Here is a 19651-nt window from a genome sequence, read left to right as displayed (position 1 = left end):
CCAAGAAACGAGACATCATGAAGAAGACCCTCATTGCCCCCGCCGTTGGATTCGCGGCCGCAGCCCTTCTCTTGGTCGGGTGCTCAACGACCTCGGGCACCGACGAGCCCGCCGCGGCCGCGTCCACGCAACCAAGCGCGGCCCCCAGCGGCCAGCCCAACGTTCAGGGCGGTGACCGGCAAGGATTCGGCGGGGTGAGCGGAGAGATCGTGCTCGCCTCGGACAGCCTTGTGCAGGTTCAAGACAGCGAGTCCCAGACCGCCGTGCGCTACACCGCGGACACCACGGTGTCCCAGCAGGTCACGATCTCGCTCAGTGACGTCACCGTTGGCTCGTGCGTCGTCGCGATGGTGGGCGAGGACGGCACGGCAACATCCGTGACGGTGACGCAGCCGGTTGACGGAGAGTGCAGCACCGGCTTCGGTGGCGGCATGGGCGGGCCGGGTGGTGGGCAGGGCGGTGGCGAGGCACCAAGCAACGGTGAGATGCCGTCGGACGCGCCAACCGCCATGCCCGACGGCGGTGACAGGCCCACTGACATGCCCAGCTTTGATCCTGGTGACGGGCAGATGCCCGGTGACGGGCAGATGCCTGGCGGCGGCGAGGGCTTTGGCGGCACCTTCGTGACGGGGTCGGTGAGCGCGGTGAGCGCCACCGGATTCACGGTCGCAAGCGATGACGTCACGAGCGCATCCGCCACCACCGAGGTTGCTGTCGGTACAACGACGTCGCTTACGGGCACCGAGGATGCGGACGCGTCGGCGATTGCGGTGGGCATGTGCCTCACGGCGCAGGGCCAGGCGGACGATGCTGGCGGCTTCGATGCCACCTCCATCACGTTGTCCGCCAAGGGTGACGACGGCTGCTCTGCCAGGGGATTCGGTGGCATGGGCGGCATGCGAGACGGGAACAACGGCTAATGGCTGTGGCTTTGGAGCGGCTCACCCGCTCGAAGTGGCGCGTCGCGATCGTCGCGGTGGTGATCATCGCGGTGGTCGCGGTGTTCGCCACGCGTGGCAACGCAGCCGAAGATGGCTCGTACCGCACGGCGCTCGTCGACACCGGAGACGTGACCCAGACTCTTGCGGCCTCCGGTTCCATCGAGTCCGCAAGCCGCTACGACCTGACGTTCCAGGTGGCGGGGACGGTGGACGCCGTCGACGTTGCCGAAGGCGACACCGTTGAGGCGGGACAGACTCTCGCCACGCTCGACCAGAGCGACCTGGAGGAGGCGGTCGAGTCCGCCGAGGACGCGCTGTCGCAAGCGGAGCAGACGCTCGCAGACGACCTCGACGCACAGAGTTCCGGATCCACCTCGTCGACCTCTTCGTCGTCGGGCGGCTCGGGACCTTCGGGCTCGCAGGGCTCTGGTTCGCAGGGATCCGGCAACGCCGGCAACAACGGCGGCTCAGGCAGCGCCGGCTCCGACAATGGAAACACCACCTCTCCAGAGATCGAGGCCGCAGAGCAGGCCGTCCGCGACGCACAGGACGCGCTGCTTGCCCAGTACGACGTCGCCACTGCGGCCCTCGAGAACGCGAAGACCAAGCAGACCGACGCCCAAACCATCTGTGCCGCGTTCACCGCTTTGGACCCCGCAGACGACACCGCCGCTGACGCCCTGGCCGCGTGCCAGACGGCAACGGATGACGCGCTGACCGCGCAACAGGACTCGGCGGACGCGCAAGCGGACCTCATGATCGCCGCCACCGCCCTCAACGACGCCGTGAGCGACCTGCTTGCCGCGATCGACGGCACGTCGAGCGCGGCACCAGCCGCGTACCAGTCCGCGAAGAGGGAAGCGACGATCGTCCTTGCCGCTTACCAAACCAGCCGTGTTGCCACGGCGACGGACGATATGGGAGGTGGGGGAGCGTCGGGCAGTTCCGGTGCGTCGAACTCCGTGCCGAGTGCCGGCGACATCCTCGCGGACAAGGCAGACGTCACGGCAGCAGAAGCCGCGCTGGAGGTGGCGAAGGCTCAACTCGAGTTCGCCACCATCAGCTCGCCGGTGGCCGGGACGGTCGTGTCTGTGGGCCTTGCCGAGGGCGACTCCGTGAGCGCCGCGGACACCACCACCGCGATCACGATCGTCGCGGACAACACGTACGTGGTGAACCTGGCGGTGTCGCTGACGCAGGCGCGCATGCTTGAGGTGGGCCAGCCGGCCACCCTCACGCTACTGAGCGACAACCAGCAAGTGGAGGGCACGGTCTCGTCGGTGAGCACGGTCAACAGCGGCAACTCGTTCTCGCAGACGTACGCGGTGAAGATCGCCGTACCGGACCCCGGGTTTGAGATCCGTATCGGCACGGCAACGCGCATGGCGATCACGGTCGCGGATGCCACGGGAGTGCTCGTGGTGCCCACCTCGGCCGTGAGCGACGCCACGGGCGAGGCGACCGTTCAGGTGATCGGCGAGGACGGCACCCCGCAGGTCGTCAACGTCACTACCGGCGCCGTGGGCGCCGCGTACACCGAGATCACGGACGGCCTCGAGAAGGGCCAACAGGTGGTGCTCGCAGATCTGGCGTTCGAACTCAGCAGCGATGACGACTCGTCCAGCACCGGCGGGCTGCTCTCTGGCCTCGACGATTCGAGCGATGAGCAGCAGCAGGGACCGGGCGGCGGCAACTTCCAGCCGCCGGGTGATTTCCAGGGCGGCGGCGGGTTCGGCGGGCCGCCGAGCGGATAGCACGTGGGTCTACCGGCGTCACCGAGGGGCGCCGGTAGGCTCATTCCCATGATTGACGTTGCTGTGCTCGGCGCGCCCGGGCGCATGGGATCCACCGTTGTTCGCGCCGTCGAGGCCGCTCCTGACCTGCGCGTGGTTGCGAAGCTCGACGCCGGTGACCCCTTGGAGCTTCGCGGCGCCACGGTGGCGGTGGACTTCACCGCCCCGTCAGCCACGGAAGCGAACGTCCACGCGCTCATCGATGCTGGTATTCACGTGGTTGTTGGAACGTCCGGATGGACGGACGACGCTGTGGCCAGGGTTCGCGAGCACCTCGCCGAAGCTCCGGGCATCGGCGTTCTCATCGCCCCCAACTTCGCGCTGAGCGCAGTGCTGTCCATGCGATTCGCGGCGCTCGCGGCGCCGTATTTCGAGTCTGTCGAGATTGTGGAACTGCACCACCCAGGCAAGGTGGATGCGCCGTCTGGCACTGCCGTGCACACCGCCAAAGGCGTGGCTGCAGCGCGAGCCGCCAAGGGCGTCGGCCCGTCACCGGACGCCACCACCCACGATCCCGACGGTGCGCGCGGCGCCGTGATCGATGGCATCAATGTGCACGCGGTGCGGCTGCGCGGGCTCGTGGCGCACGAGGAGGTGCTGCTCGGCAACCCCGGCGAGCAGCTCACGATCCGCACCGATTCCTTTGACCGCGAAAGCTTTATGCCAGGCGTGCTGCTCGGCATTCGGGAGGTCGCCGCCCACCCCGGGCTCACCGTTGGCCTCGACGGCTACCTGTCGCTGTGAAGCTGTTCCGCAACCCCGCGTTCCTCGCGGCGACGGCGATGACAGCGCTGCTCGCGATCTACATCGGCCTGCTCGCCGAACGCGCCATCCTGCTGGTCACGTCAGACTCCCTCGTGGGCAAACTCATGGGCTTTGCGCTCATCGTGCTGCCCATCGTGGGGCTGTGGTACCTGGGAAACGAGTGGCGGCTCGGCACCACGGTGCAGCGCATGGCCACGCGCCTCGAAGAAGAGGGCCGTTTGCCCGCGTTTGAAGGGGAGGCGCTGCCGTCTGGCCGCCTGCCCGACGCTGCGGCTGAGGAAGCGGTTCAGCTCGCTACGCGTGAAGTGGAGATGGCGCCGGAGGACTGGGCTTCCTGGTTTCACGTTGCCTGGGCGTACGACGCGGCGGGGGACCGCCGTCAGGCGCGGAAGTGCCTTCGCTATGCGGCCGAGCTGTTCCGCAAGGCTGCGCAAGCCTGAGCAAGCCCTAGAGCGAGGCAACCCACAAGCGCTCGGCGAGTTCGCCGTCGGGCCCTTCGAGGACCCTTCTCACGCCTCCGGCACCTAGCCCAGCGCCGCTGAGGAAGGTCTCGCGCACCGTGTCACCCTCGAGCGCCCACGCGCGCACCTCGGTGGCGTTGGCGGTGCGCAGGGTGTCGACGCACGCGGCGAGAAGTCGAGAGCCATGGCCCTGGCGGCGGCTCTCCGGGGCAACCTCAAGCGCGATGATCTCGGTGGGAGCGAGGGCCGCGAAGCCCACCACGCGCGGGCCGTCCGTTGCGACGAAGACGCGGTGTTGGCGGCTTGGCGGGCTACAGATGGCTTGCGCCCACTGCTGCTCGATGTCCGTGGCGGGGAGTTGGTCAACCGCGTCGCCCATCCAGGAGCGCCACGATGCGAGCTGAATCGCAGCTATCGCGGCCTCATCGCCGGGAACGGCGGGGCGGGCGGAGACGTCGGCGTGAATCACGCGGCCCAAGCCTACGTGCTCGTTGACTTCCAAGGGTCTCAGTGACGGAAGTGAACCGTGTGACGTACTGCTTAGCGAGATGGCGTCACGTGCGTCACACGCGTCTCTCAGGCCCTTGATTATCTACTCGTTACGGAAGGCCCATTGTGCGCAGCAGGGCCGCCGTGACCGCGGCGGCGAGCACGACGAGCCAGAACGGCGCCTTACGCCACAGCAGCACCACGGCAACCGCGACGGCGGCGAGTCGAGAGTCGAGCACCAAGTGGCCCTTGGTGGTGAATCCCTGCACCGCGAACAGCGCGGCGAGCATGGCAACGGTGATGTAGCCGGCGATGCGGTGGACGCGCGGGTTTTCCAGCCAACTCTCGGGCACGGAGTGCCCCGCGTACTTGATGCCCCACGCGAGAAGGGCGGCGGCCGCGATGGCGACCCAGGTCCAGGCGTAGGCACTCATTCCGGCACCTCCTCGGTGGAGGGCGGGGGGTTCCATCCGGCGACGATCGCGACGACTGCGGCCGCGAGGATCGGCATTCCCGCGGGCAGCACGGGAGTGAGGGCCAGCGCGACCACGGCGGCAACGCCAGCGACCACCTTGGCGCGGTGGGGGGCGAGGCGCGGCCAGAGCAGTGCCAGGAAGGCCGCGGCTGCCGCCGCATCAAGCCCGTAACGCGCGGGATCTCCCAGCGCGCTGCCGAGCAACGCGCCGAGTGCAGTGAAAGCGTTCCAGAACACGAAGACGCCCACGCCGGTCCACCAGAAGCCCTCGCGTCGCGCGGCCAGATCGTCGTGCGGCTGCGCGAGGGCGACCGCGGTCGACTCGTCGATCGTCACCTGTGCGCCCCAGGCCTTGCGTGGGCCGCGCATCGGACGGAGCACCGGCGCAAGAGCGACCCCATAGAAGCCGTTGCGGATCCCGAGGAAGGTCGAGGTGAGCACCGCCGCCACTGCGGAACCGCCGGCGCCGAGAACTCCGACAAACGCGAACTGCGAGCCGCCCGTGAACACCAGCAGAGACAGCGCCATGGTCTGCCACACGTCGAGACCTGCGGCTACCGATAGCGCCCCAAAGCTCACTCCATACGCGCCCGTAGCGATCGAGACGGAGATCGCCTGCTCGCGCGCGGGCGAGCCGAGGCTCACACGGGCCATGCGAGGGGCGACCCGATGCCATCGACCAGGGCCGGCCGCGCTTCGGCCGAGGCGGGCGAGTCGAGGAATGCCTCGGGCGTGAGCTGCCACAGCTCCGTGAGCTCCTCGCGGGCGTCGGAACCGCACGTGGTTTCGAGAGTGTCGACGAGCGCAAAGCCGAGCCTCTGCGGCACCAACCGCGAGCGCGCGTTCGCGGGCGAGCAGCGGATCTCGACGAACGGGGAGTGCGACCATTGGAGCGCGACACGCGTCAGCGCCGCGGCGGCCTCGGTCATGAGGCCCTCACCCTGGCGGTGCTCGGCGAGCCAGTATCCGATCTCGAGGTGGCCGGGGTGATCGCGCAGGTGCAGTCCCGTGCCGCCGATGAACTCGCCGGTGGCCCGGTCAAAGATCCCAAGAGTGAAGGCGGTGCCCGCCTTGAAGTCCGCGATGAACTTCTCGACAAGCTCGGTGCGCTTCTCGGTGCCGACCGGCTCATCCACCGCCCACGGCAGGAAGGTGAGCAAGTGCTCGCGGTTCGCGGGGATTACGTCGTCCATTGCTGCCACATCCTCGAGCGTGTACGGACGTAGCACGAGCCGCGCGGTCTCGATGCGTGCGGGTACTCGCCACGTGCGCTGCGGGACGTCGGGCTCAACCATGCCGCCCATCCTGGCACGCGCCCACGGTGCCGCGGGGCACCCACCTGGCCCCAGCGTCGGGCCGTGGCAGATGCCGCGTTCCCTGAGTAGCTGGGTGTCGGATGCGTGAAAAAACGAACACGCAAGCAATCAAGCAGCGCGCGCGCCTGGGTCTCTGCGCCAGCCCGACGCGACCTGTATGTACCGACAGCGCGCCGGGGGGGCGGGAGGGCGGCAGGCACTAGGCTGGCCACCGTGACCGACGCTGAAATCCAGTTCCGTACAGACATGACGGTGGAGTTGGTGCGAGCGAACGCAGGGGACGCAGACGTCCTGTTCGCGGCGCGCGTCTCCACAAAGGGGGAGCAGTCGCTTGAGGACGTCGACGCGGACGCCTCGAAGTCCGCTGGCCTCATCAACTACCTGATGCGGGACCGCCACGGCAGCCCCTTCGAGCACAATTCGATGACCTTCTACGTGCAGGCGCCCATCTTCGTGTTTCGCGAGTTCATGCGCCACCGCATCGCGAGCTACAACGAGGAGTCCGGCCGCTACCGCGAACTGCGCCCCGTCTTCTACTACCCGGGCCCCGACCGCAACCTCATCCAGCAGGGAAAGCCCGGCGCCTACGAGTTCGTGCCCGGCACCCCAGAGCAGACCGCCCTGGTAGAGCGGGAGATCAAGGCGTCATGCACCCAGGCGTACCAGAGCTATCAGCGCATGCTCGAGGCCGGAATCGCCCGCGAGGTCGCCCGCGCGGTGCTCCCCGTCACCACGTACTCGTCGATGTACGTCACGATGAACGCACGCGCGCTCATGAACTTCCTGAGCCTTCGCACCAAGCGCGAGGGCACTCATTTCCCCTCGTTCCCGCAACGAGAGATCGAGATGGTCGCTGAAAAGATGGAAGACTTCTGGGCGGACCTCATGCCCCTCACCTACGAGGCCTTCAACAAGAACGGACGAGTTGCCCCATGACCGAGTTTGAACCCCGCCACAAGGGCATGCGCCTCACGGCAATCATCGTCCTCATCGCGCTCGTCGTGGGTATCGGCGGCGGCTGGCTCATCGGCGTCCTCACCGGCGGCAGCAACGACACCCCTGGCTCCGTCTACATCACCACCGCCGACGGCGGCTCGCTGATCACTGACGGCGACAGCACCCTGCTTACCCTCACGGCCGTGGGCAACACCGTGGCCAAGGTGGATACGCAGACCAGAGCTGCAGAGCCGACCGATGCCGCCGAGTTCTTCGAGGCTTGGAACGACACGTTTGGCGATGACGCTCGCTCTGCGGTGGTCACCGCCACGGGGCCCGACGGCGACGTCCAGTTGGTTCTCGAGCTCACCAATGCGGAGTTCAGCCAGATTGGCTACGTGGTGGAGTTCGACGCCACGGTGGTCTCTGGGGCAGACACCGCCCGTGACCTGAGCAACGTCACGCTCATCATTGATGCGGACTGATCCTGCGACCGCGCGCAGGATGAAGGTGTCGCTCACCGCGATAGGTTAGGCGCATGACCACCACCGCTCGCCCATTCGGCGCGCTGCTCACCGCCATGGTCACTCCCATGCACGGCGACGGCGAGATCGATTTCGCCGCTACGCAGGCGCTCGCGAAGTTCCTCGTTTCACAGGGGAACGACGGCCTGGTGCTGAGCGGCACCACCGGCGAGGCGCCCACCACGCACGCCCCGGAGAAGGTGGAGCTCATCGAGGCCGTGCGCGAGGCCGTCGGCCCTGGTATCAAGCTTGTTGCTGGCGCCGGATCCAACGACACCGCCCACGCCGTGCGCATGGCCGAGCAGGCGGCGGAGGCGGGTGCTGACGGGATCCTCGGCCTGGTGCCGTACTACTCCAAGCCGCAACAGGCGGGAATCGTGGCGCACCTCCAGGCTATCGCCGGAGCCAGCGACCTTCCCGTGATGCTCTACGACATTCCCGGGCGCACGGGCATCGCTCTGAGCGACGCCAGCTACGACGAGCTCGCTGATGTCAGCAACATCATCGCCAACAAGGACGCCACGGGGCAGGTTGCGGCCGCGAAGGACCGCATCGAGCGCACGGGCCTTGCCTGGTACTCGGGCGATGATCCGCTCACGCTCGAGTTCTTGCGGGCCGGTGCCGTTGGCGTGGTGTCCGTCATCAGCCACGTCGCCTCCCCGTGGATTGCTGCGATGATCGCCGCCCACGACGCCGGCGACACCGCGGCCGCCGACGAGTGGCACGAGAAGCTGCTTCCCGTTGTCGACGCCATCATGGGCCGCGGCCCCGGCGGAGTGATGTCCAAGGCGGCCCTTCAGGCCGCAGGCGTCATTCCCAGCCGCGCCACCAGACTTCCGTACGTGCCCGCTACCGACGAGGAGTACGTCGCGATCGCGACGTTCCTGAGGGATGCGGGCCTTCCAGTTCAGGAGTAACTCATGCACTTCCACCCGGAACTTCCGCTCCCAGAGGCGCTGGAACCCGGAACCCTCCGCCTTGTCCCGCTTGGCGGGCTTGGCGAGGTGGGCCGCAACATGCACGTCCTCGAATACGAGGGCCGCCTGCTCATCATCGACTGCGGCGTGCTCTTCCCCGAGGACAACCAGCCGGGAGTGGATCTGATCCTCCCGGACTTCTCCTACATCGAAGACCGCCTTCAGGACGTCGAGGCGATCGTCCTCACGCACGGCCACGAAGACCACATTGGTGCCGTGCCGTTCCTTTTGCGCATGCGCCAGGACATCCCGTTGCTCGGCTCGCAGCTCACGCTCGCCTTCGTTGAGGCGAAGCTCCGCGAGCACCGCATCCAGCCCATCACCCTTGCGGTGAAGGAGGGTCAGCGCGAGAAGTTGGGCGCGTTCGACCTCGAGTTTGTGGCGGTGAACCACAGCATTCCCGACGCTCTGGCCGTCTTTGTGCGCACGCCGGCGGGGACGGTGCTCAACACGGGCGACTTCAAGATGGACCAGCTACCGCTCGATGGCCGAGTTACGGACCTGCGCAGCTTTGCCCGCTTGGGCGAGGAGGGCGTTGACCTGTTCCAGGTGGACTCCACTAACGCTGAGGTGCCGGGCTTCACCACGGCGGAGGTGGAGATTGGGCCGGTCATTGATCGGCTCTTTGCGCAGACCAAGGGCCGCATTGTGGTTGCGTCGTTCTCGTCGCACGTGCATCGCGTGCAGCAGGTGATCGACGCTGCGGAGAACCACGGGCGTCGCGTGGCGTTTGTTGGCCGGTCGATGGTGCGCAACATGGGCATCGCGGCAGAACTAGGTTTCTTGCGCGTCCCCGACGGCATCCTCGTCGACGCCCGCCAGGCTGACGATCTCCCGCACGATCAGATCGTCTTCATGTCCACGGGCTCTCAAGGCGAGCCGATGGCGGCTCTGAGCCGCATCGCCTCCCTGGACCACAAGGTCAGGGTGAGCGAGGGCGACCTGGTGATCCTGGCGTCGTCCCTCATCCCTGGCAACGAGAACGCGGTGTTCCGCGTCATCAACGGCCTGATGCGGCTTGGCGCGAACGTGGTGCACCAGGGGAGCGCGCGCGTGCACGTCTCCGGTCACGCGAGCGCGGGCGAGCTGTTGTATTGCTACAACATCCTCAAGCCCAAGAACGTGATGCCGATCCACGGCGAGGTGCGGCACCTGCTCGCGAACGGGCGCCTGGCCGTGCGCACGGGTGTTGATCCCGAGCGGGTGATCTTCGCGGAGAACGGCGTGGTGGTCGATCTCAAGGACGGCGTGGCCCGCGTCGCCGGCGCCGTGGAGGTGCACAACGTGTACGTGGACGGCTCGTCGGTGGGCGAGATCACGGACTCCGAGCTCAAGGACCGCCGCATCCTGAGCGAGGAGGGCTTCGTTTCTGTGTTCGCGGTGATCGACTCGACGAACGGCCGCGTTGTGAGTGGCCCGGAGGTGCACGCGCGCGGCATCGCGGAGGACGACTCGGTCTTCGACGCGATCCTTCCTGAGATCAAGAAGGCGCTCGAGGAGGCGGCCCGCGCGGGCAACGCCGACAGTCATCAGCTCCAGCAGATCGCCCGCCGCGTTCTCGGGAGGTACGTGGGCACCAAACTGCGTCGCCGCCCCATGATCATTCCGGTGGTCGTCGAGGCGTAGCGCCGGTCGCGCAGCGCGCAGTCGTTGCCGTGCCGCGCGACGTCTGTCATGCCGCGCGCAGTCGCGGCATCGCGCTCGTCGCGTCCCGTTGCGGCCGTGGTAGTCGGGGCGTAACGTGGGCATCGGCGCCATCGGCAACGAGTCAAGGAGGACTCATGTTCGAATGGAACCAAATCGCCGTTCGGCGGCGTTACATCCGCCTGGTAACCGGCGCACTTGCCGCGTTCTTGTTGCTCGCTGCGGTCCTCTTTCTTGGCGCCGGGCCAGCCTTTGCGGTCAACCACTGCGGGACGCAGATCAAGGCCAAGAAGACAGCCAACGCGAACGGCCAGATTTACCTCCCGAGTGGCCAACCGAGTTGCGACAGTGCAGCAGTGAAAGGCGTTTTTGTCCTTGATGATGTGGTCACGATCAAGACTTCGAACTGTGGCTCGATGGCCTCCAACGGGCTGAAGAGTGTGACGATGCCTACCGCTACTGACTCAACGACAGTGCAAGGTTGTTCCGTCAACGCTCCTGTTTCGTGCACCCTTTCCACTCCATATTCGGGTACGAGTTGGTGGACTCACAACTAGCCGCGGCCAGATGGTCGCTAGCGCTCTTGGCAGCACTGTCACTCTGCGCCTGCACGCCTGGCCCCAGCGCCCCGTCGCCGAGTTCATCGGACCCGTCCTTCACGTTCGAGGAGTATCGCCAGGCGAATTTGGAGTATGTCCGATGTGCGGAGTCGCACGGCGCAACTGTGACCGTGACTGAGGTGGATAGTTTCGGCGTGCCCGATCTTGCAAACTCGGTCGCGTGGCCCAAGTTGACCGCCGAGGTTGGTACGCCGGAGTACGACGCCCAACTCGCTCAAATCGTTGCTTGGGACGATGAGTGCGAGTCGAGCGAGGTGACGGCCGCGCGCCAGGCGTATTGGACGTCTGGCGGGAGGTCCGCACTCCACGAGGCGAATCGCGACAAACGGTGGGACGAGATGTTGCCAACAGTGCGTGAGTGCTTTGCCACGGCGGGGGCCACCGTCGACGCCAACGCGACACGCGATGAGCTCATGACGATCTATCGGAACGTCGATGACACCGTAGCTTTCGATCAATGCCTCATCGATGCTCGCCTTGTGACCGATCTCGGCGACGGAGCTTTTCAGGTCGACTTCTAGTTGCTGCGGGCCACAACGCCCCGCTGATCCACGTCGGGGAGCCTCCGCAACATCCGCCGCGTCGCGGGGTAGCGTGCGGAGTTATGGCTCAGACCCGTCAGTCGCGCCCCCCGCAGCGTTCATCGAACCAGCGCGCGTCCACCCAGCGCTCGTCGAGCGCTCGCTCCGCCCCTAAGGGCGGCAGTTCGGCGCGCAAGCCTGCCGCGAAGAGCCAGCCGCCTGCAGTCCTGCGCGGCGCCCAAGCTGTTGGCCGCGGGACCAGCGCCGCCGTTGGGGGAGCCGTGCGCTCCGTCGGAACGGGCGCCAAGGCCGTGAGCCCTGACGTTCGCCGTGACGGCTGGGCGTTCCTGCTGCTGATCCTCGCCGTGCTGGTGACCGCTACGGAGTGGTTTGGCGTGGGCTCGTGGGCGGGAAACGTGATTCACGGCGCCGCCGCAGGGATGTTTGGCGTTCTCGCCAAGCTCCTCCCGATTGCCCTTCTCTTCCTCTCGCTCCGCCTCTTCCGCGAGCCGCAAGAGGGCCACGCAAATCACCGCATCATGGTGGGCTTGCTCTTCCTGGCGCTCACGGTGGACGGCATCATCCACATCGCGCGCCACCAGCCCACGCCCACCACCAGTTGGGACGCGGTCATGGCGGCAGGCGGCCTGCTCGGCTTCCTCGTCGGCACCCCTCTGGCTTCGCTGCTGGGCGCCGGTCTCGCCATATTTGTGCTGGTAATGCTGGGTATTCTTGCGATTCTGGTGACGATCGGCATGCCGCTTCGTGAGGTGGTGTCTCGCGTCAAGGGCCTCATTACACGGTCCGACGCTACGGCTGAGGACGGCGACGACGAGGACTTGGATTTGCCGGAGCACGGCACGCTGCGCCGCCGGGGCAAGCGCGCTAAGGCGGACACCCTGGACTCGTATGAGGCCGACGAGGCGTTCGCCACGGCCGTGCATCGCACCGAGTTCGATGACCTCATCTCGCCACCAGAAGACGACCACACGCCCGGCTACGGCGTGCCGCAACACGCAACCCCAGCGTCGGGCATACCGGGTGTTCAGACAACTCTGAGCCCCTACGTGCCCGCCGACGACTACGCGCCCGCTGGCGAGGACGTCGATACCCAGCCGACGACCGTGCTGCCCACGCCAACCGCTCCGCCAACGTCGATCGTGCCAACGGGGGTGCAGGGCGAACTCGAAAACTCGAGCCCGTACGTGCTCCCGGACCCCGACATGCTCGTCAAGGGCACGCCCCACAAGGCGCGATCAGCGGCCAATGACCGTGTGGTTGCCGCGCTCACGAGCGTGCTCGAGCAGTTCGGCGTGGACGCCGAGGTCACGGGATTCACGCGTGGCCCAACCGTCACTCGCTACGAGGTGGAGCTGGGCGCGGGCGTGAAGGTGGAGAAGATCACCCAGCTGTCCCGCAATATCGCCTACGCGGTGGCGAGTGCGGACGTGCGCATCCTCTCGCCCATTCCCGGCAAGAGCGCGATCGGCATCGAGATTCCCAACGTGGACCGCGAGACGGTGGCGCTTGGCGACGTGCTGCGCTCCACGACGGCGCTCAAGAACGACCACCCCATGGCGATCGGCATCGGCAAGGACGTCGAGGGCGGGTACGTCATGGCGAACCTCGCGAAGATGCCGCACCTGCTGGTCGCGGGAGCCACGGGAGCCGGTAAGTCGAGCTTCGTGAACTCGATGATCACGTCCATCATGATGCGCGCAACGCCTAACGAGGTGCGCATGGTGCTCGTGGACCCCAAGCGCGTGGAACTGTCGATTTACGAGGGGATTCCGCACCTCATCACCCCCATCATCACCGATCCAAAGAAGGCCGCACAGGCCCTCGAATGGGTGGTGAAAGAGATGGACATGAGGTACGACGACCTCGCGCTGTTCGGCTTCAAGCACGTGGATGACTTCAACAAGGCCGTGCGTGCCGGCAAGGTCAAGCCGTTGCCCGGTTCTGAGCGCAAGATCCACACGTACCCGTACCTGCTCGTGATCGTGGACGAGCTCGCGGACCTCATGATGGTGGCGCCGCGAGACGTGGACGAGTCGATTCAGCGCATCACCCAGCTCGCTCGCGCCGCCGGTATTCACCTTGTGCTCGCCACGCAGCGCCCGTCCGTGGACATCATCACGGGAACCATCAAGGCGAACGTGCCGTCTCGGCTCGCCTTCGCCACGTCGTCGCTGGCAGATAGCCGCGTCGTGCTCGATATGCCGGGTGCGGAGAAGCTCATCGGCCAGGGCGACGCACTGTTCCTTCCCATGGGGGAGTCCAAGCCGATGCGCGTGCAGGGTGCGTGGGTGAGCGAGAGCGAGATCCACGCGGCCGTGAACCACGTCAAGCGTCAGGCGGATCCGGAATACCGCAACGACGTCATCCAGGCCAGCTCGAGCGCAATCGTGAGCGAAGACATCGGCGACGACCTCGATGACCTCCTTCAGGCCGCGGAACTGGTGATTACCACCCAACTTGGCTCCACGTCCATGCTGCAACGCAAGCTCAAAATGGGCTTTGCCAAGGCGGGGAGACTGATGGATCTGCTCGAAAGCCGGGACATCGTCGGGCCTTCTCAGGGCTCCAAGGCTCGTGACGTATTGGTCACTCCGGACGAATTGGCGTCCACTTTGGCTATTCTTCGCGGCTTTTCGGCCGATACCGTTAGTGAGCCCACCTATACCGACGACGGCGAGGACGATGCATGGAGGATTTCGTAGACCTCTTCTCGCAGTCCACCTTCGTCGTCATTGCCACGGCACTCTTTGTCATTTTGGCGGCCTGCGCGTTCTTCTACTTCTGGCGATCCGGCCGCGCCCGCAAGGCATACACGGAGACGGCCGCCCGCGAGCGAGAGCTGAGGCGACAGTTCGAGGCGGTGGTTTCCTCCACGCGCGACGGCATCATCGTGATCACCTCCGACCACGAGGTGGCGATGATTTCCGACGTCGCCGCGCGCATGGTGGGGGTCACGCGAGAAGAGGCGATCGGCAAGCTGCTGTACCGCCTGCCGATTCGCATCGTCGACGGCAACCTGCAGCCCGTGGCCGTCATGGACGCGTTCGCGCCCACCACGGACACGCCGCGTAGCATTGGCGTTCCCGGCAGGCGCGGGGTGGACGACATTCGCTGGATTCACGTGCGCTCTGGGGTGGTCACTGATAGGCCCGACGGCGCGCCCATCACGGTCATTACGCTCGCCGACCCCACGGGGTTGCGTGAGGCAGCCGAGGCCATTTCGCGCTCCGACGCCCAGTTCCGTAAGGCGATGGAAAACGCGCCGACTGGCATGGCTTTGGTTGACCTGGAATGGCGGCTCATGGAGGTCAACAGGGCATTCGCGGAGATGATGGGATCCACGGTTGCGGCGCTGCGTGGGACGCCGTTCTCTGCGCTGTCCCACCCGCAAGACCTCGCCGCCGAGCGCGACCAGTTGCAGCGTCTATACGCGGGTCACCAGAGTCGATTCTCGGTGGAAAAGCGCTATGTGCGCGCCGACGGCAACGTGGTGTGGGCGGTGCTCGATGTAGGGCTGGTTCGCTACCCGGGCGGCGCGCCGGACCACTACATCGTGCAGGTGCGTGACTCCACGGATGACCGCATGCACTCTGAACTGCTTGCGCACCGCGCGATGCACGATCCCTTGACCGGTTTGGCGAACCGCACGCTCTTGCAGGACGTGCTCCAGCAGGTACTCGAGCAGCCAGACGCCGAGAGCCGCGTGGGCGTCATCGCCGTGGACCTCGACGGGTTCAAGGGCCTCAACGACCGCTTTGGCCACGCCACTGGCGACAGCGCACTTGTCTATGTAGCAGGGGTTTTGCGGTCTGCGACCGCTGGTCGCGGCACTGTGGCGCGCATCGGTGGCGACGAGTTCGTCATCGTGGTGCAGGATCCCGACTGCTCCAAGGCGCTGTTCGACATCGCGGGTGCCATCCACGCCGGGCTCAAGCGACCGCTGCAGGTCAAGCGTCACCAGATCCACCTTGGGGCCTCGCTCGGTATCGCCATGGCGGACGAGGAGATCATTGCCGGTGGGGCGCCCGGTTTGCTCTCGGCTGCGGATGCGGCCATGTACCGCGCCAAGGCAACCGGCAAGTCGCGCACCGAGGTGTTCGATCCCACGATGCGCACGTCCCGCGACTCGCAGACGGCGCTCGCCGCTGACTTGGCGCGCGCTATCGAGCACGGCGATCTGGTGCTGCACTATCAGCCCATCCTCGAGCTAGCCACGCGTTCCGTGGTGGGCTATGAGGCGCTTGTTCGCTGGCAGCACCCCACCCGCGGACTGCTCTTGCCCGGTGCCTTCCTCCCGCTCATCGACGACCGCAACCTCGCGACGGTGCTGGGCACCGCGCTCGTGGAGCAGGCGGCGAACTTCCTCACGCTGAACCCCACGGACTCCACGTGGGTGTCGATCAACGTGTCCGCGGATCAGTTGGGTGACTCCGAGTTTGCGGACAGGGTGCTTGGTGCGATCGGTGGACACCATCTCAGTCCGCAGCGGATCGTTGTTGAGCTCACCGAGGCGTCTCTCGTGGCGCCCAACACGCGCATCCGCCACGAGCTCACGGAACTGCGCAATGCGGGAGTGCCGATCCTGCTGGACGACTTTGGCACGGGCGTCTCGCCGCTGTCCTATCTGCGCGACCTTCCCGTGTCTGGCGTGAAGCTGGACATGTCGTTCGTGGCCGGAATCCCCGAGGACCCCGCTGGCGCGCGCGTGTCGCGCGCGCTTGGCGCTCTGGCGAGGGAGTTGGGCCTAGCCACCATCGCGGAGGGCATCGAGACCGAGGCCCAGGCCCAGTTCCTCAGCGCGTGCGGCTGGCGCTACGGCCAGGGCTGGCTGTTTGGCGTGGCGCAGCCCGCCGCGGCCGTGCTGGACGCGAAGCCGCACTACGTGGCGAGCCTCATCGACCCGCGCCCGCAAGAGCACGATGACCCGCTCGACGTCTCTGGCGCCGCGTTCGGCAACTAGGCGCACCCAACCCAGCGCGCACCAGGAGTCCAACTCCAGACCTTGCCTTACGGCGTGCGGACGCTCACTTCAACGCGGTCCGCAAGCGGCTCGCCGGCATCCGGAATCTCGGGCGCAGCGTCGCCCGCCGCCTTGGCCACGAGCTTCCACCGCGACTTCACCTGTGACGCGCTCAGTTCGCCAACGGACCCGCTGTCCTCACTGATTGGATAGACCACGTGGCCGTGCGTGCGGTCAACCGTGACCGCGGTCCACCCCACATCGACGGAGACGTCGTCTTCAGGCGTCACGGTGAAGGTGGCTCTTAGCAGCAGCCCGTTCGCGGTCTCCGGATGCCCCACGGTGCTCGCGTCCTGATTGGAGATGAAGTTCCCCAGCCCGTAGGCCACCCACATGCCGTCGCCGCCGGGCCCACCCTTGAGCTTCTTGATGGGCTGCGGCACGTGAGCGTGGTGGCCAATATAGAGATCTACCAGGCCAGAGTCTGCAATCTGCTTGGCAATCGACTTCTGCGTGCTGTTGGGCTGCGTGGTGTACTCGACGCAGCAGTGCACGGACGCCACCACCACATCCGCGCCGTCGTCGCGCGCGTCTTGGGCCGCGTCGATGATGCTCGAGGCGTCTGCATCCGCGGAGTCGAACACGTTCACCGCCCACGGCTTGCCCTCAGGCTTCGGCAGTCCGTTGAGGCCGTACGTGTAGGAGATGTGCGCCACGCGCACCTCGCGGTCGCCCTCGAATACGTCGTAGTACTGCACTTGCGTGGACTCGTCTTTGGACCTCGCGGTGCCCGCGTGGCCCACGCCTGCCGCTTGCATCGCGTCCAGAGTTGCCTCAATCCCAGCGAAGCCGCGGTCCACGCTGTGGTTTGACGCCGTGGAGCACCCGTCCCAGCCCGCATCAGCCAAGTCGCCTACCAGCGACTTGGGGGCTCCAAACATGGGATATCCCGAGGGCTTCTTGCCCTTGGGCACAACGGGCACCTCGAGGTGACACAGCGCAATATCGGCGCCGGAGAGGATGTTTGAGGTGGGCGCGAACTGCTCGGAAAAGTCGTAGCCGTCCCCGCTACGCGCGGATCGCAACACCGGCTCGTGAGTCAGGATGTCGCCACCCGCGACGAGCGAGAAGGTCACGGTGGGATCTGGCGTCACCGACGGCGTGGGGGAGGGGGATGCCGACGGCGTGGCGGCTTCCGTCGGCCCCTCGCTGCCCGACGCTTGAGGCGAGGTGGTAGGCCCGCTTGCCACAGCGTCGGGCTGGCTTCCGGCAAGGGCCACCGCGCCGCCCACGCCAAGCGCTGCGGCAACAACCAGGCCAAGCACCGCTCCAGCGATGCCGCGCGCGCTCGAAGCGTGGGACGGGCGCTCAGGGGTCATGCGGACATTATCCAGGGCGCCAAGGAGGGTGGGTGGACGCCGCTATGGTGTTGGCATGGATCGCCTGCCGAACTGGCTGACGTGGGCCAGGCTCGTGTGCGTACCCGTGGTCATGGTGCTGCTCGCCTACGACGACGGACGCGACGGTGCCGCACGCTGGTGGGCCGTTGCTGTCTACGTGGTCGCGGGCCTCACTGACTTCCTCGACGGCTACTTGGCTCGCCGCTGGCACGTCATCACGTCGTTTGGGAAGCTCGCGGATCCGCTCGCGGACAAGGCGCTTGTGCTCGGCACGCTGCTGATGCTGTGCATCATCGACGGCGTGCCGTGGTGGCCGCTCGTGATTCTGTTTGTGCGCGAGGTTGCGGTCACCGTTGGGCGCTTGCGCGTGGTGCACACCGCGGTGATTCCGGCCTCCCGCGGGGGCAAGGTGAAGACCTTGCTGCAGCTCGTAGCCATTGGGCTCTACCTGCTGCCAGGGATGCCCCAGGCCGTGGACACCGTCGCGTGGTGGCTCATCGTCGCCTCCGTGGCGCTCGCCGTGGTGACGTGGGTGGATTACGAGGCGCGACTCGCGCGCGCGAGGCGCGCTGCCGCCGATGCTGCCTGAGCGCATCCTCGCCGCCGCGGTTTCACGCGGTCTCACCATCGCGTGTGCGGAATCAGTGACCGGTGGCGACGTCGTTTCGGCGCTCATCGCCGTGCCCGGGGCGTCCGACGCTGTGGCTGGCTCCGCGGTGACGTACACGATCGCGGCAAAACAGCGGGTGCTTGGGGTGCCCGCGGAGCTCATGGAGCGCTACGGCGTCGTGAGCGAGGAGGTGGCGCTCGAGATGGCGCGGCGCGCGCTCGCGCTGTTCGCGGCCGATGTTGCCGTGGCCACGACGGGGGTGGCCGGCCCAGCCAGCCACGGGGGAAGGCGAGCGGGGACGGTGTGCGTTGGCAGCGTCGGGCCGTCAGGAGAGCACGCGGTGACTGTCACCCATGAGGGGGACCGTGCGGCCGTTCGCGAGGCCGCGGTTGGGGACGCGTTGGGGATGCTGTTGCTCGCCCTTGGCGAAACCGCGGATTGATGTGTAACAGCGCTGGAACATCCGTGGGGTAATGTGCGTTGCGTACAACATGATCAATGGTTCACAGATGAGGGGAGGGCGAATGCCTGTTCTGCGCAATGAGATCGGCGATGTCCTCCGTGACGCGCGCCTGCTCCAAGGCAAGACGCTCCGCGACATTTCCTCGGACGCTCGCGTGTCGCTCGGTTACCTCAGCGAGGTAGAGCGCGGCCAGAAGGAAGCGTCCTCGGAACTGCTCGCTTCGATCTGCGACGCCCTCGACGTGCCCATGTCCGCGATTCTCCGTGAGGTCTCCGACCGCTTCGCCGCGGCCGAGTCCCTGCGCGACGTGCCGGTCATGCCCACCATTCCTGACACCGTTCCGGAGCTGCTGAGCACGTTCCGCGGCCGCTAATGCGGGTCAGCGAGTTCTGGGAACTCGCCGCCGAGGTTTTCGGCGACACCTATGCGCCCACACTTGGGCGTGAATTGTCCTTGACTGCGTTGGGGTCCCTCACGCCTGCCGCCGCGCTGGACGCTGGCGTTCCCGCTCGCGACGTGTGGCACGCGTGGTGCGACGAGATGCAGATTCCTGCGGGAGTGCGCGACGGCAGCAATCCCCACCGCACGGTGCCACGGAGGCGCTAAGACGTTTCTGCCCGACGCTGTGGCTGGGTTCGGCGTGTCGCTTTCATTCGAACAGACGTTCGATTACTGTGATGTGCACAGGACAGTGTTCGAGGGCCGTTTTCCACAGTCGGCAGCAGGCGCTGGTTC

At 66.7% G+C, this 19651-nt stretch carries 21 protein-coding genes; 16 read left to right on the top strand and 5 right to left on the bottom strand.

The window, feature by feature from the left end; translation table 11 throughout:
- Positions 1-17: 17 nt before the first annotated feature.
- Genes QM618_RS10885 through QM618_RS10870 form a run of 4 tightly spaced genes read left to right on the top strand, consistent with a single transcriptional unit; the run spans position 18 to position 3939 of the window.
- The gene (locus QM618_RS10885) at positions 18-920 is read left to right on the top strand and encodes a hypothetical protein (RefSeq protein WP_428098690.1); all 903 of its coding nucleotides are present in this window, start codon (positions 18-20) and stop codon (positions 918-920) included.
- Positions 920-2695 (top strand): efflux RND transporter periplasmic adaptor subunit, encoded by a 1776-nt coding sequence (locus QM618_RS10880; protein ID WP_428098682.1) that lies wholly within the window; start codon positions 920-922, stop codon positions 2693-2695. The genes QM618_RS10885 and QM618_RS10880 overlap by 1 nt, the downstream gene beginning before the upstream one ends.
- Positions 2696-2743: 48 nt before the next feature.
- The gene (gene dapB / locus QM618_RS10875; RefSeq protein ID WP_428098677.1) at positions 2744-3478 is read left to right on the top strand and encodes a 4-hydroxy-tetrahydrodipicolinate reductase; all 735 of its coding nucleotides are present in this window, start codon (positions 2744-2746) and stop codon (positions 3476-3478) included.
- A complete protein-coding gene (locus QM618_RS10870) occupies positions 3475-3939 on the top strand; it encodes a hypothetical protein (protein ID WP_428098673.1) in 465 nt (154 codons plus the stop codon). The genes dapB and QM618_RS10870 overlap by 4 nt, the downstream gene beginning before the upstream one ends.
- Before the next feature lie 7 nt (positions 3940-3946).
- On the opposite strand, the gene QM618_RS10865 is transcribed toward QM618_RS10870, so the two are convergent.
- The 4 genes from QM618_RS10865 to QM618_RS10850 form a co-directional block, all read right to left on the bottom strand.
- Positions 3947-4429, bottom strand: coding sequence for an N-acetyltransferase family protein (locus tag QM618_RS10865; protein WP_428098670.1), 483 nt, complete (start codon positions 4427-4429; stop codon positions 3947-3949).
- A 130-nt stretch (positions 4430-4559) separates the two neighbouring features.
- A complete protein-coding gene (locus QM618_RS10860) occupies positions 4560-4883 on the bottom strand; it encodes an AzlD domain-containing protein (protein WP_428098667.1) in 324 nt (107 codons plus the stop codon).
- Positions 4880-5578, bottom strand: coding sequence for an AzlC family ABC transporter permease (locus tag QM618_RS10855; RefSeq protein WP_428098662.1), 699 nt, complete (start codon positions 5576-5578; stop codon positions 4880-4882). Before QM618_RS10855 ends, QM618_RS10860 begins: the two co-directional genes overlap by 4 nt.
- The gene (locus QM618_RS10850; protein ID WP_428098659.1) at positions 5566-6219 is read right to left on the bottom strand and encodes a GNAT family N-acetyltransferase; all 654 of its coding nucleotides are present in this window, start codon (positions 6217-6219) and stop codon (positions 5566-5568) included. The genes QM618_RS10855 and QM618_RS10850 overlap by 13 nt, the downstream gene beginning before the upstream one ends.
- Before the next feature lie 267 nt (positions 6220-6486).
- On the opposite strand from QM618_RS10850, the gene thyX reads away from it, so the two are divergent.
- From thyX to QM618_RS10810, 8 genes are all read left to right on the top strand, one after another.
- Positions 6487-7176 (top strand): FAD-dependent thymidylate synthase, encoded by a 690-nt coding sequence (gene thyX / locus QM618_RS10845; protein ID WP_428098752.1) that lies wholly within the window; start codon positions 6487-6489, stop codon positions 7174-7176.
- Positions 7173-7661, top strand: coding sequence for a hypothetical protein (locus tag QM618_RS10840; protein ID WP_428098656.1), 489 nt, complete (start codon positions 7173-7175; stop codon positions 7659-7661). Before thyX ends, QM618_RS10840 begins: the two co-directional genes overlap by 4 nt.
- A 53-nt stretch (positions 7662-7714) precedes the next feature.
- Entirely contained in the window at positions 7715-8617 is a 903-nt protein-coding gene (gene dapA, locus QM618_RS10835) for a 4-hydroxy-tetrahydrodipicolinate synthase (RefSeq protein WP_428098653.1), read from the top strand.
- A 3-nt stretch (positions 8618-8620) separates the two neighbouring features.
- Positions 8621-10303: a ribonuclease J gene (locus QM618_RS10830; RefSeq protein ID WP_428098649.1), complete on the top strand. Its 1683-nt coding sequence runs from the start codon at positions 8621-8623 to the stop codon at positions 10301-10303.
- A 155-nt stretch (positions 10304-10458) separates the two neighbouring features.
- Complete coding sequence (locus QM618_RS10825) at positions 10459-10878, top strand: hypothetical protein (protein WP_428098644.1); 420 nt, start codon at positions 10459-10461, stop codon at positions 10876-10878.
- A gap of 197 nt (positions 10879-11075) precedes the next feature.
- A complete protein-coding gene (locus QM618_RS10820; protein WP_428098641.1) occupies positions 11076-11462 on the top strand; it encodes a hypothetical protein in 387 nt (128 codons plus the stop codon).
- 83 nt (positions 11463-11545) lie between these two features.
- Positions 11546-14185 (top strand): DNA translocase FtsK 4TM domain-containing protein, encoded by a 2640-nt coding sequence (locus QM618_RS10815; protein WP_428098638.1) that lies wholly within the window; start codon positions 11546-11548, stop codon positions 14183-14185.
- Positions 14170-16443, top strand: a complete 2274-nt coding sequence (locus QM618_RS10810; protein ID WP_428098636.1) for a putative bifunctional diguanylate cyclase/phosphodiesterase — start codon at positions 14170-14172, stop codon at positions 16441-16443. The genes QM618_RS10815 and QM618_RS10810 overlap by 16 nt, the downstream gene beginning before the upstream one ends.
- Before the next feature lie 47 nt (positions 16444-16490).
- On the opposite strand, the gene QM618_RS10805 is transcribed toward QM618_RS10810, so the two are convergent.
- Positions 16491-17822 (bottom strand): CapA family protein, encoded by a 1332-nt coding sequence (locus QM618_RS10805; RefSeq protein WP_428098633.1) that lies wholly within the window; start codon positions 17820-17822, stop codon positions 16491-16493.
- Between the two features lie 55 nt (positions 17823-17877).
- On the opposite strand from QM618_RS10805, the gene pgsA reads away from it, so the two are divergent.
- The 4 genes from pgsA to QM618_RS10785 all read left to right on the top strand — a co-directional run bounded on the left by pgsA (position 17878) and on the right by QM618_RS10785 (position 19522).
- On the top strand, positions 17878-18432 hold the full coding sequence (gene pgsA / locus QM618_RS10800) for a CDP-diacylglycerol--glycerol-3-phosphate 3-phosphatidyltransferase (protein ID WP_428098629.1): 555 nt from the start codon (positions 17878-17880) through the stop codon (positions 18430-18432).
- Complete coding sequence (locus QM618_RS10795; RefSeq protein WP_428098626.1) at positions 18422-18895, top strand: CinA family protein; 474 nt, start codon at positions 18422-18424, stop codon at positions 18893-18895. The genes pgsA and QM618_RS10795 overlap by 11 nt, the downstream gene beginning before the upstream one ends.
- An 82-nt stretch (positions 18896-18977) precedes the next feature.
- Complete coding sequence (locus QM618_RS10790) at positions 18978-19289, top strand: helix-turn-helix domain-containing protein (protein WP_428098623.1); 312 nt, start codon at positions 18978-18980, stop codon at positions 19287-19289.
- Positions 19289-19522 (top strand): DUF3046 domain-containing protein, encoded by a 234-nt coding sequence (locus QM618_RS10785; RefSeq protein WP_428098619.1) that lies wholly within the window; start codon positions 19289-19291, stop codon positions 19520-19522. Before QM618_RS10790 ends, QM618_RS10785 begins: the two co-directional genes overlap by 1 nt.
- Positions 19523-19651: the final 129 nt, after the last annotated feature.

Source organism: Demequina sp., assembly GCF_049841215.1.
Classification (GTDB): domain Bacteria; phylum Actinomycetota; class Actinomycetes; order Actinomycetales; family Demequinaceae; genus Demequina.
This window is presented reverse-complemented; position numbering and strand designations above follow the sequence as displayed.

Excerpts from the sequence above, each read along its gene's own strand:
- QM618_RS10885 (WP_428098690.1), top strand. The coding sequence starts at position 18 with ATGAAGAAGACCCTCATTGCCCCCGCCGTTGGATTCGCGGCCGCAGCC.
- QM618_RS10880 (WP_428098682.1), top strand. The coding sequence starts at position 920 with ATGGCTGTGGCTTTGGAGCGGCTCACCCGCTCGAAGTGGCGCGTCGCG.
- dapB (WP_428098677.1), top strand. The coding sequence starts at position 2,744 with ATGATTGACGTTGCTGTGCTCGGCGCGCCCGGGCGCATGGGATCCACC.
- QM618_RS10860 (WP_428098667.1), bottom strand. The coding sequence starts at position 4,883 with ATGAGTGCCTACGCCTGGACCTGGGTCGCCATCGCGGCCGCCGCCCTT.
- QM618_RS10855 (WP_428098662.1), bottom strand. The coding sequence starts at position 5,578 with ATGGCCCGTGTGAGCCTCGGCTCGCCCGCGCGCGAGCAGGCGATCTCC.
- QM618_RS10850 (WP_428098659.1), bottom strand. The coding sequence starts at position 6,219 with ATGGTTGAGCCCGACGTCCCGCAGCGCACGTGGCGAGTACCCGCACGC.
- thyX (WP_428098752.1), top strand. The coding sequence starts at position 6,487 with ATGACGGTGGAGTTGGTGCGAGCGAACGCAGGGGACGCAGACGTCCTG.
- QM618_RS10840 (WP_428098656.1), top strand. The coding sequence starts at position 7,173 with ATGACCGAGTTTGAACCCCGCCACAAGGGCATGCGCCTCACGGCAATC.
- dapA (WP_428098653.1), top strand. The coding sequence starts at position 7,715 with ATGACCACCACCGCTCGCCCATTCGGCGCGCTGCTCACCGCCATGGTC.
- QM618_RS10830 (WP_428098649.1), top strand. The coding sequence starts at position 8,621 with ATGCACTTCCACCCGGAACTTCCGCTCCCAGAGGCGCTGGAACCCGGA.
- QM618_RS10825 (WP_428098644.1), top strand. The coding sequence starts at position 10,459 with ATGTTCGAATGGAACCAAATCGCCGTTCGGCGGCGTTACATCCGCCTG.
- QM618_RS10815 (WP_428098638.1), top strand. The coding sequence starts at position 11,546 with ATGGCTCAGACCCGTCAGTCGCGCCCCCCGCAGCGTTCATCGAACCAG.
- QM618_RS10810 (WP_428098636.1), top strand. The coding sequence starts at position 14,170 with ATGGAGGATTTCGTAGACCTCTTCTCGCAGTCCACCTTCGTCGTCATT.
- QM618_RS10805 (WP_428098633.1), bottom strand. The coding sequence starts at position 17,822 with ATGACCCCTGAGCGCCCGTCCCACGCTTCGAGCGCGCGCGGCATCGCT.
- pgsA (WP_428098629.1), top strand. The coding sequence starts at position 17,878 with ATGGATCGCCTGCCGAACTGGCTGACGTGGGCCAGGCTCGTGTGCGTA.
- QM618_RS10795 (WP_428098626.1), top strand. The coding sequence starts at position 18,422 with ATGCTGCCTGAGCGCATCCTCGCCGCCGCGGTTTCACGCGGTCTCACC.
- QM618_RS10790 (WP_428098623.1), top strand. The coding sequence starts at position 18,978 with ATGCCTGTTCTGCGCAATGAGATCGGCGATGTCCTCCGTGACGCGCGC.
- QM618_RS10785 (WP_428098619.1), top strand. The coding sequence starts at position 19,289 with ATGCGGGTCAGCGAGTTCTGGGAACTCGCCGCCGAGGTTTTCGGCGAC.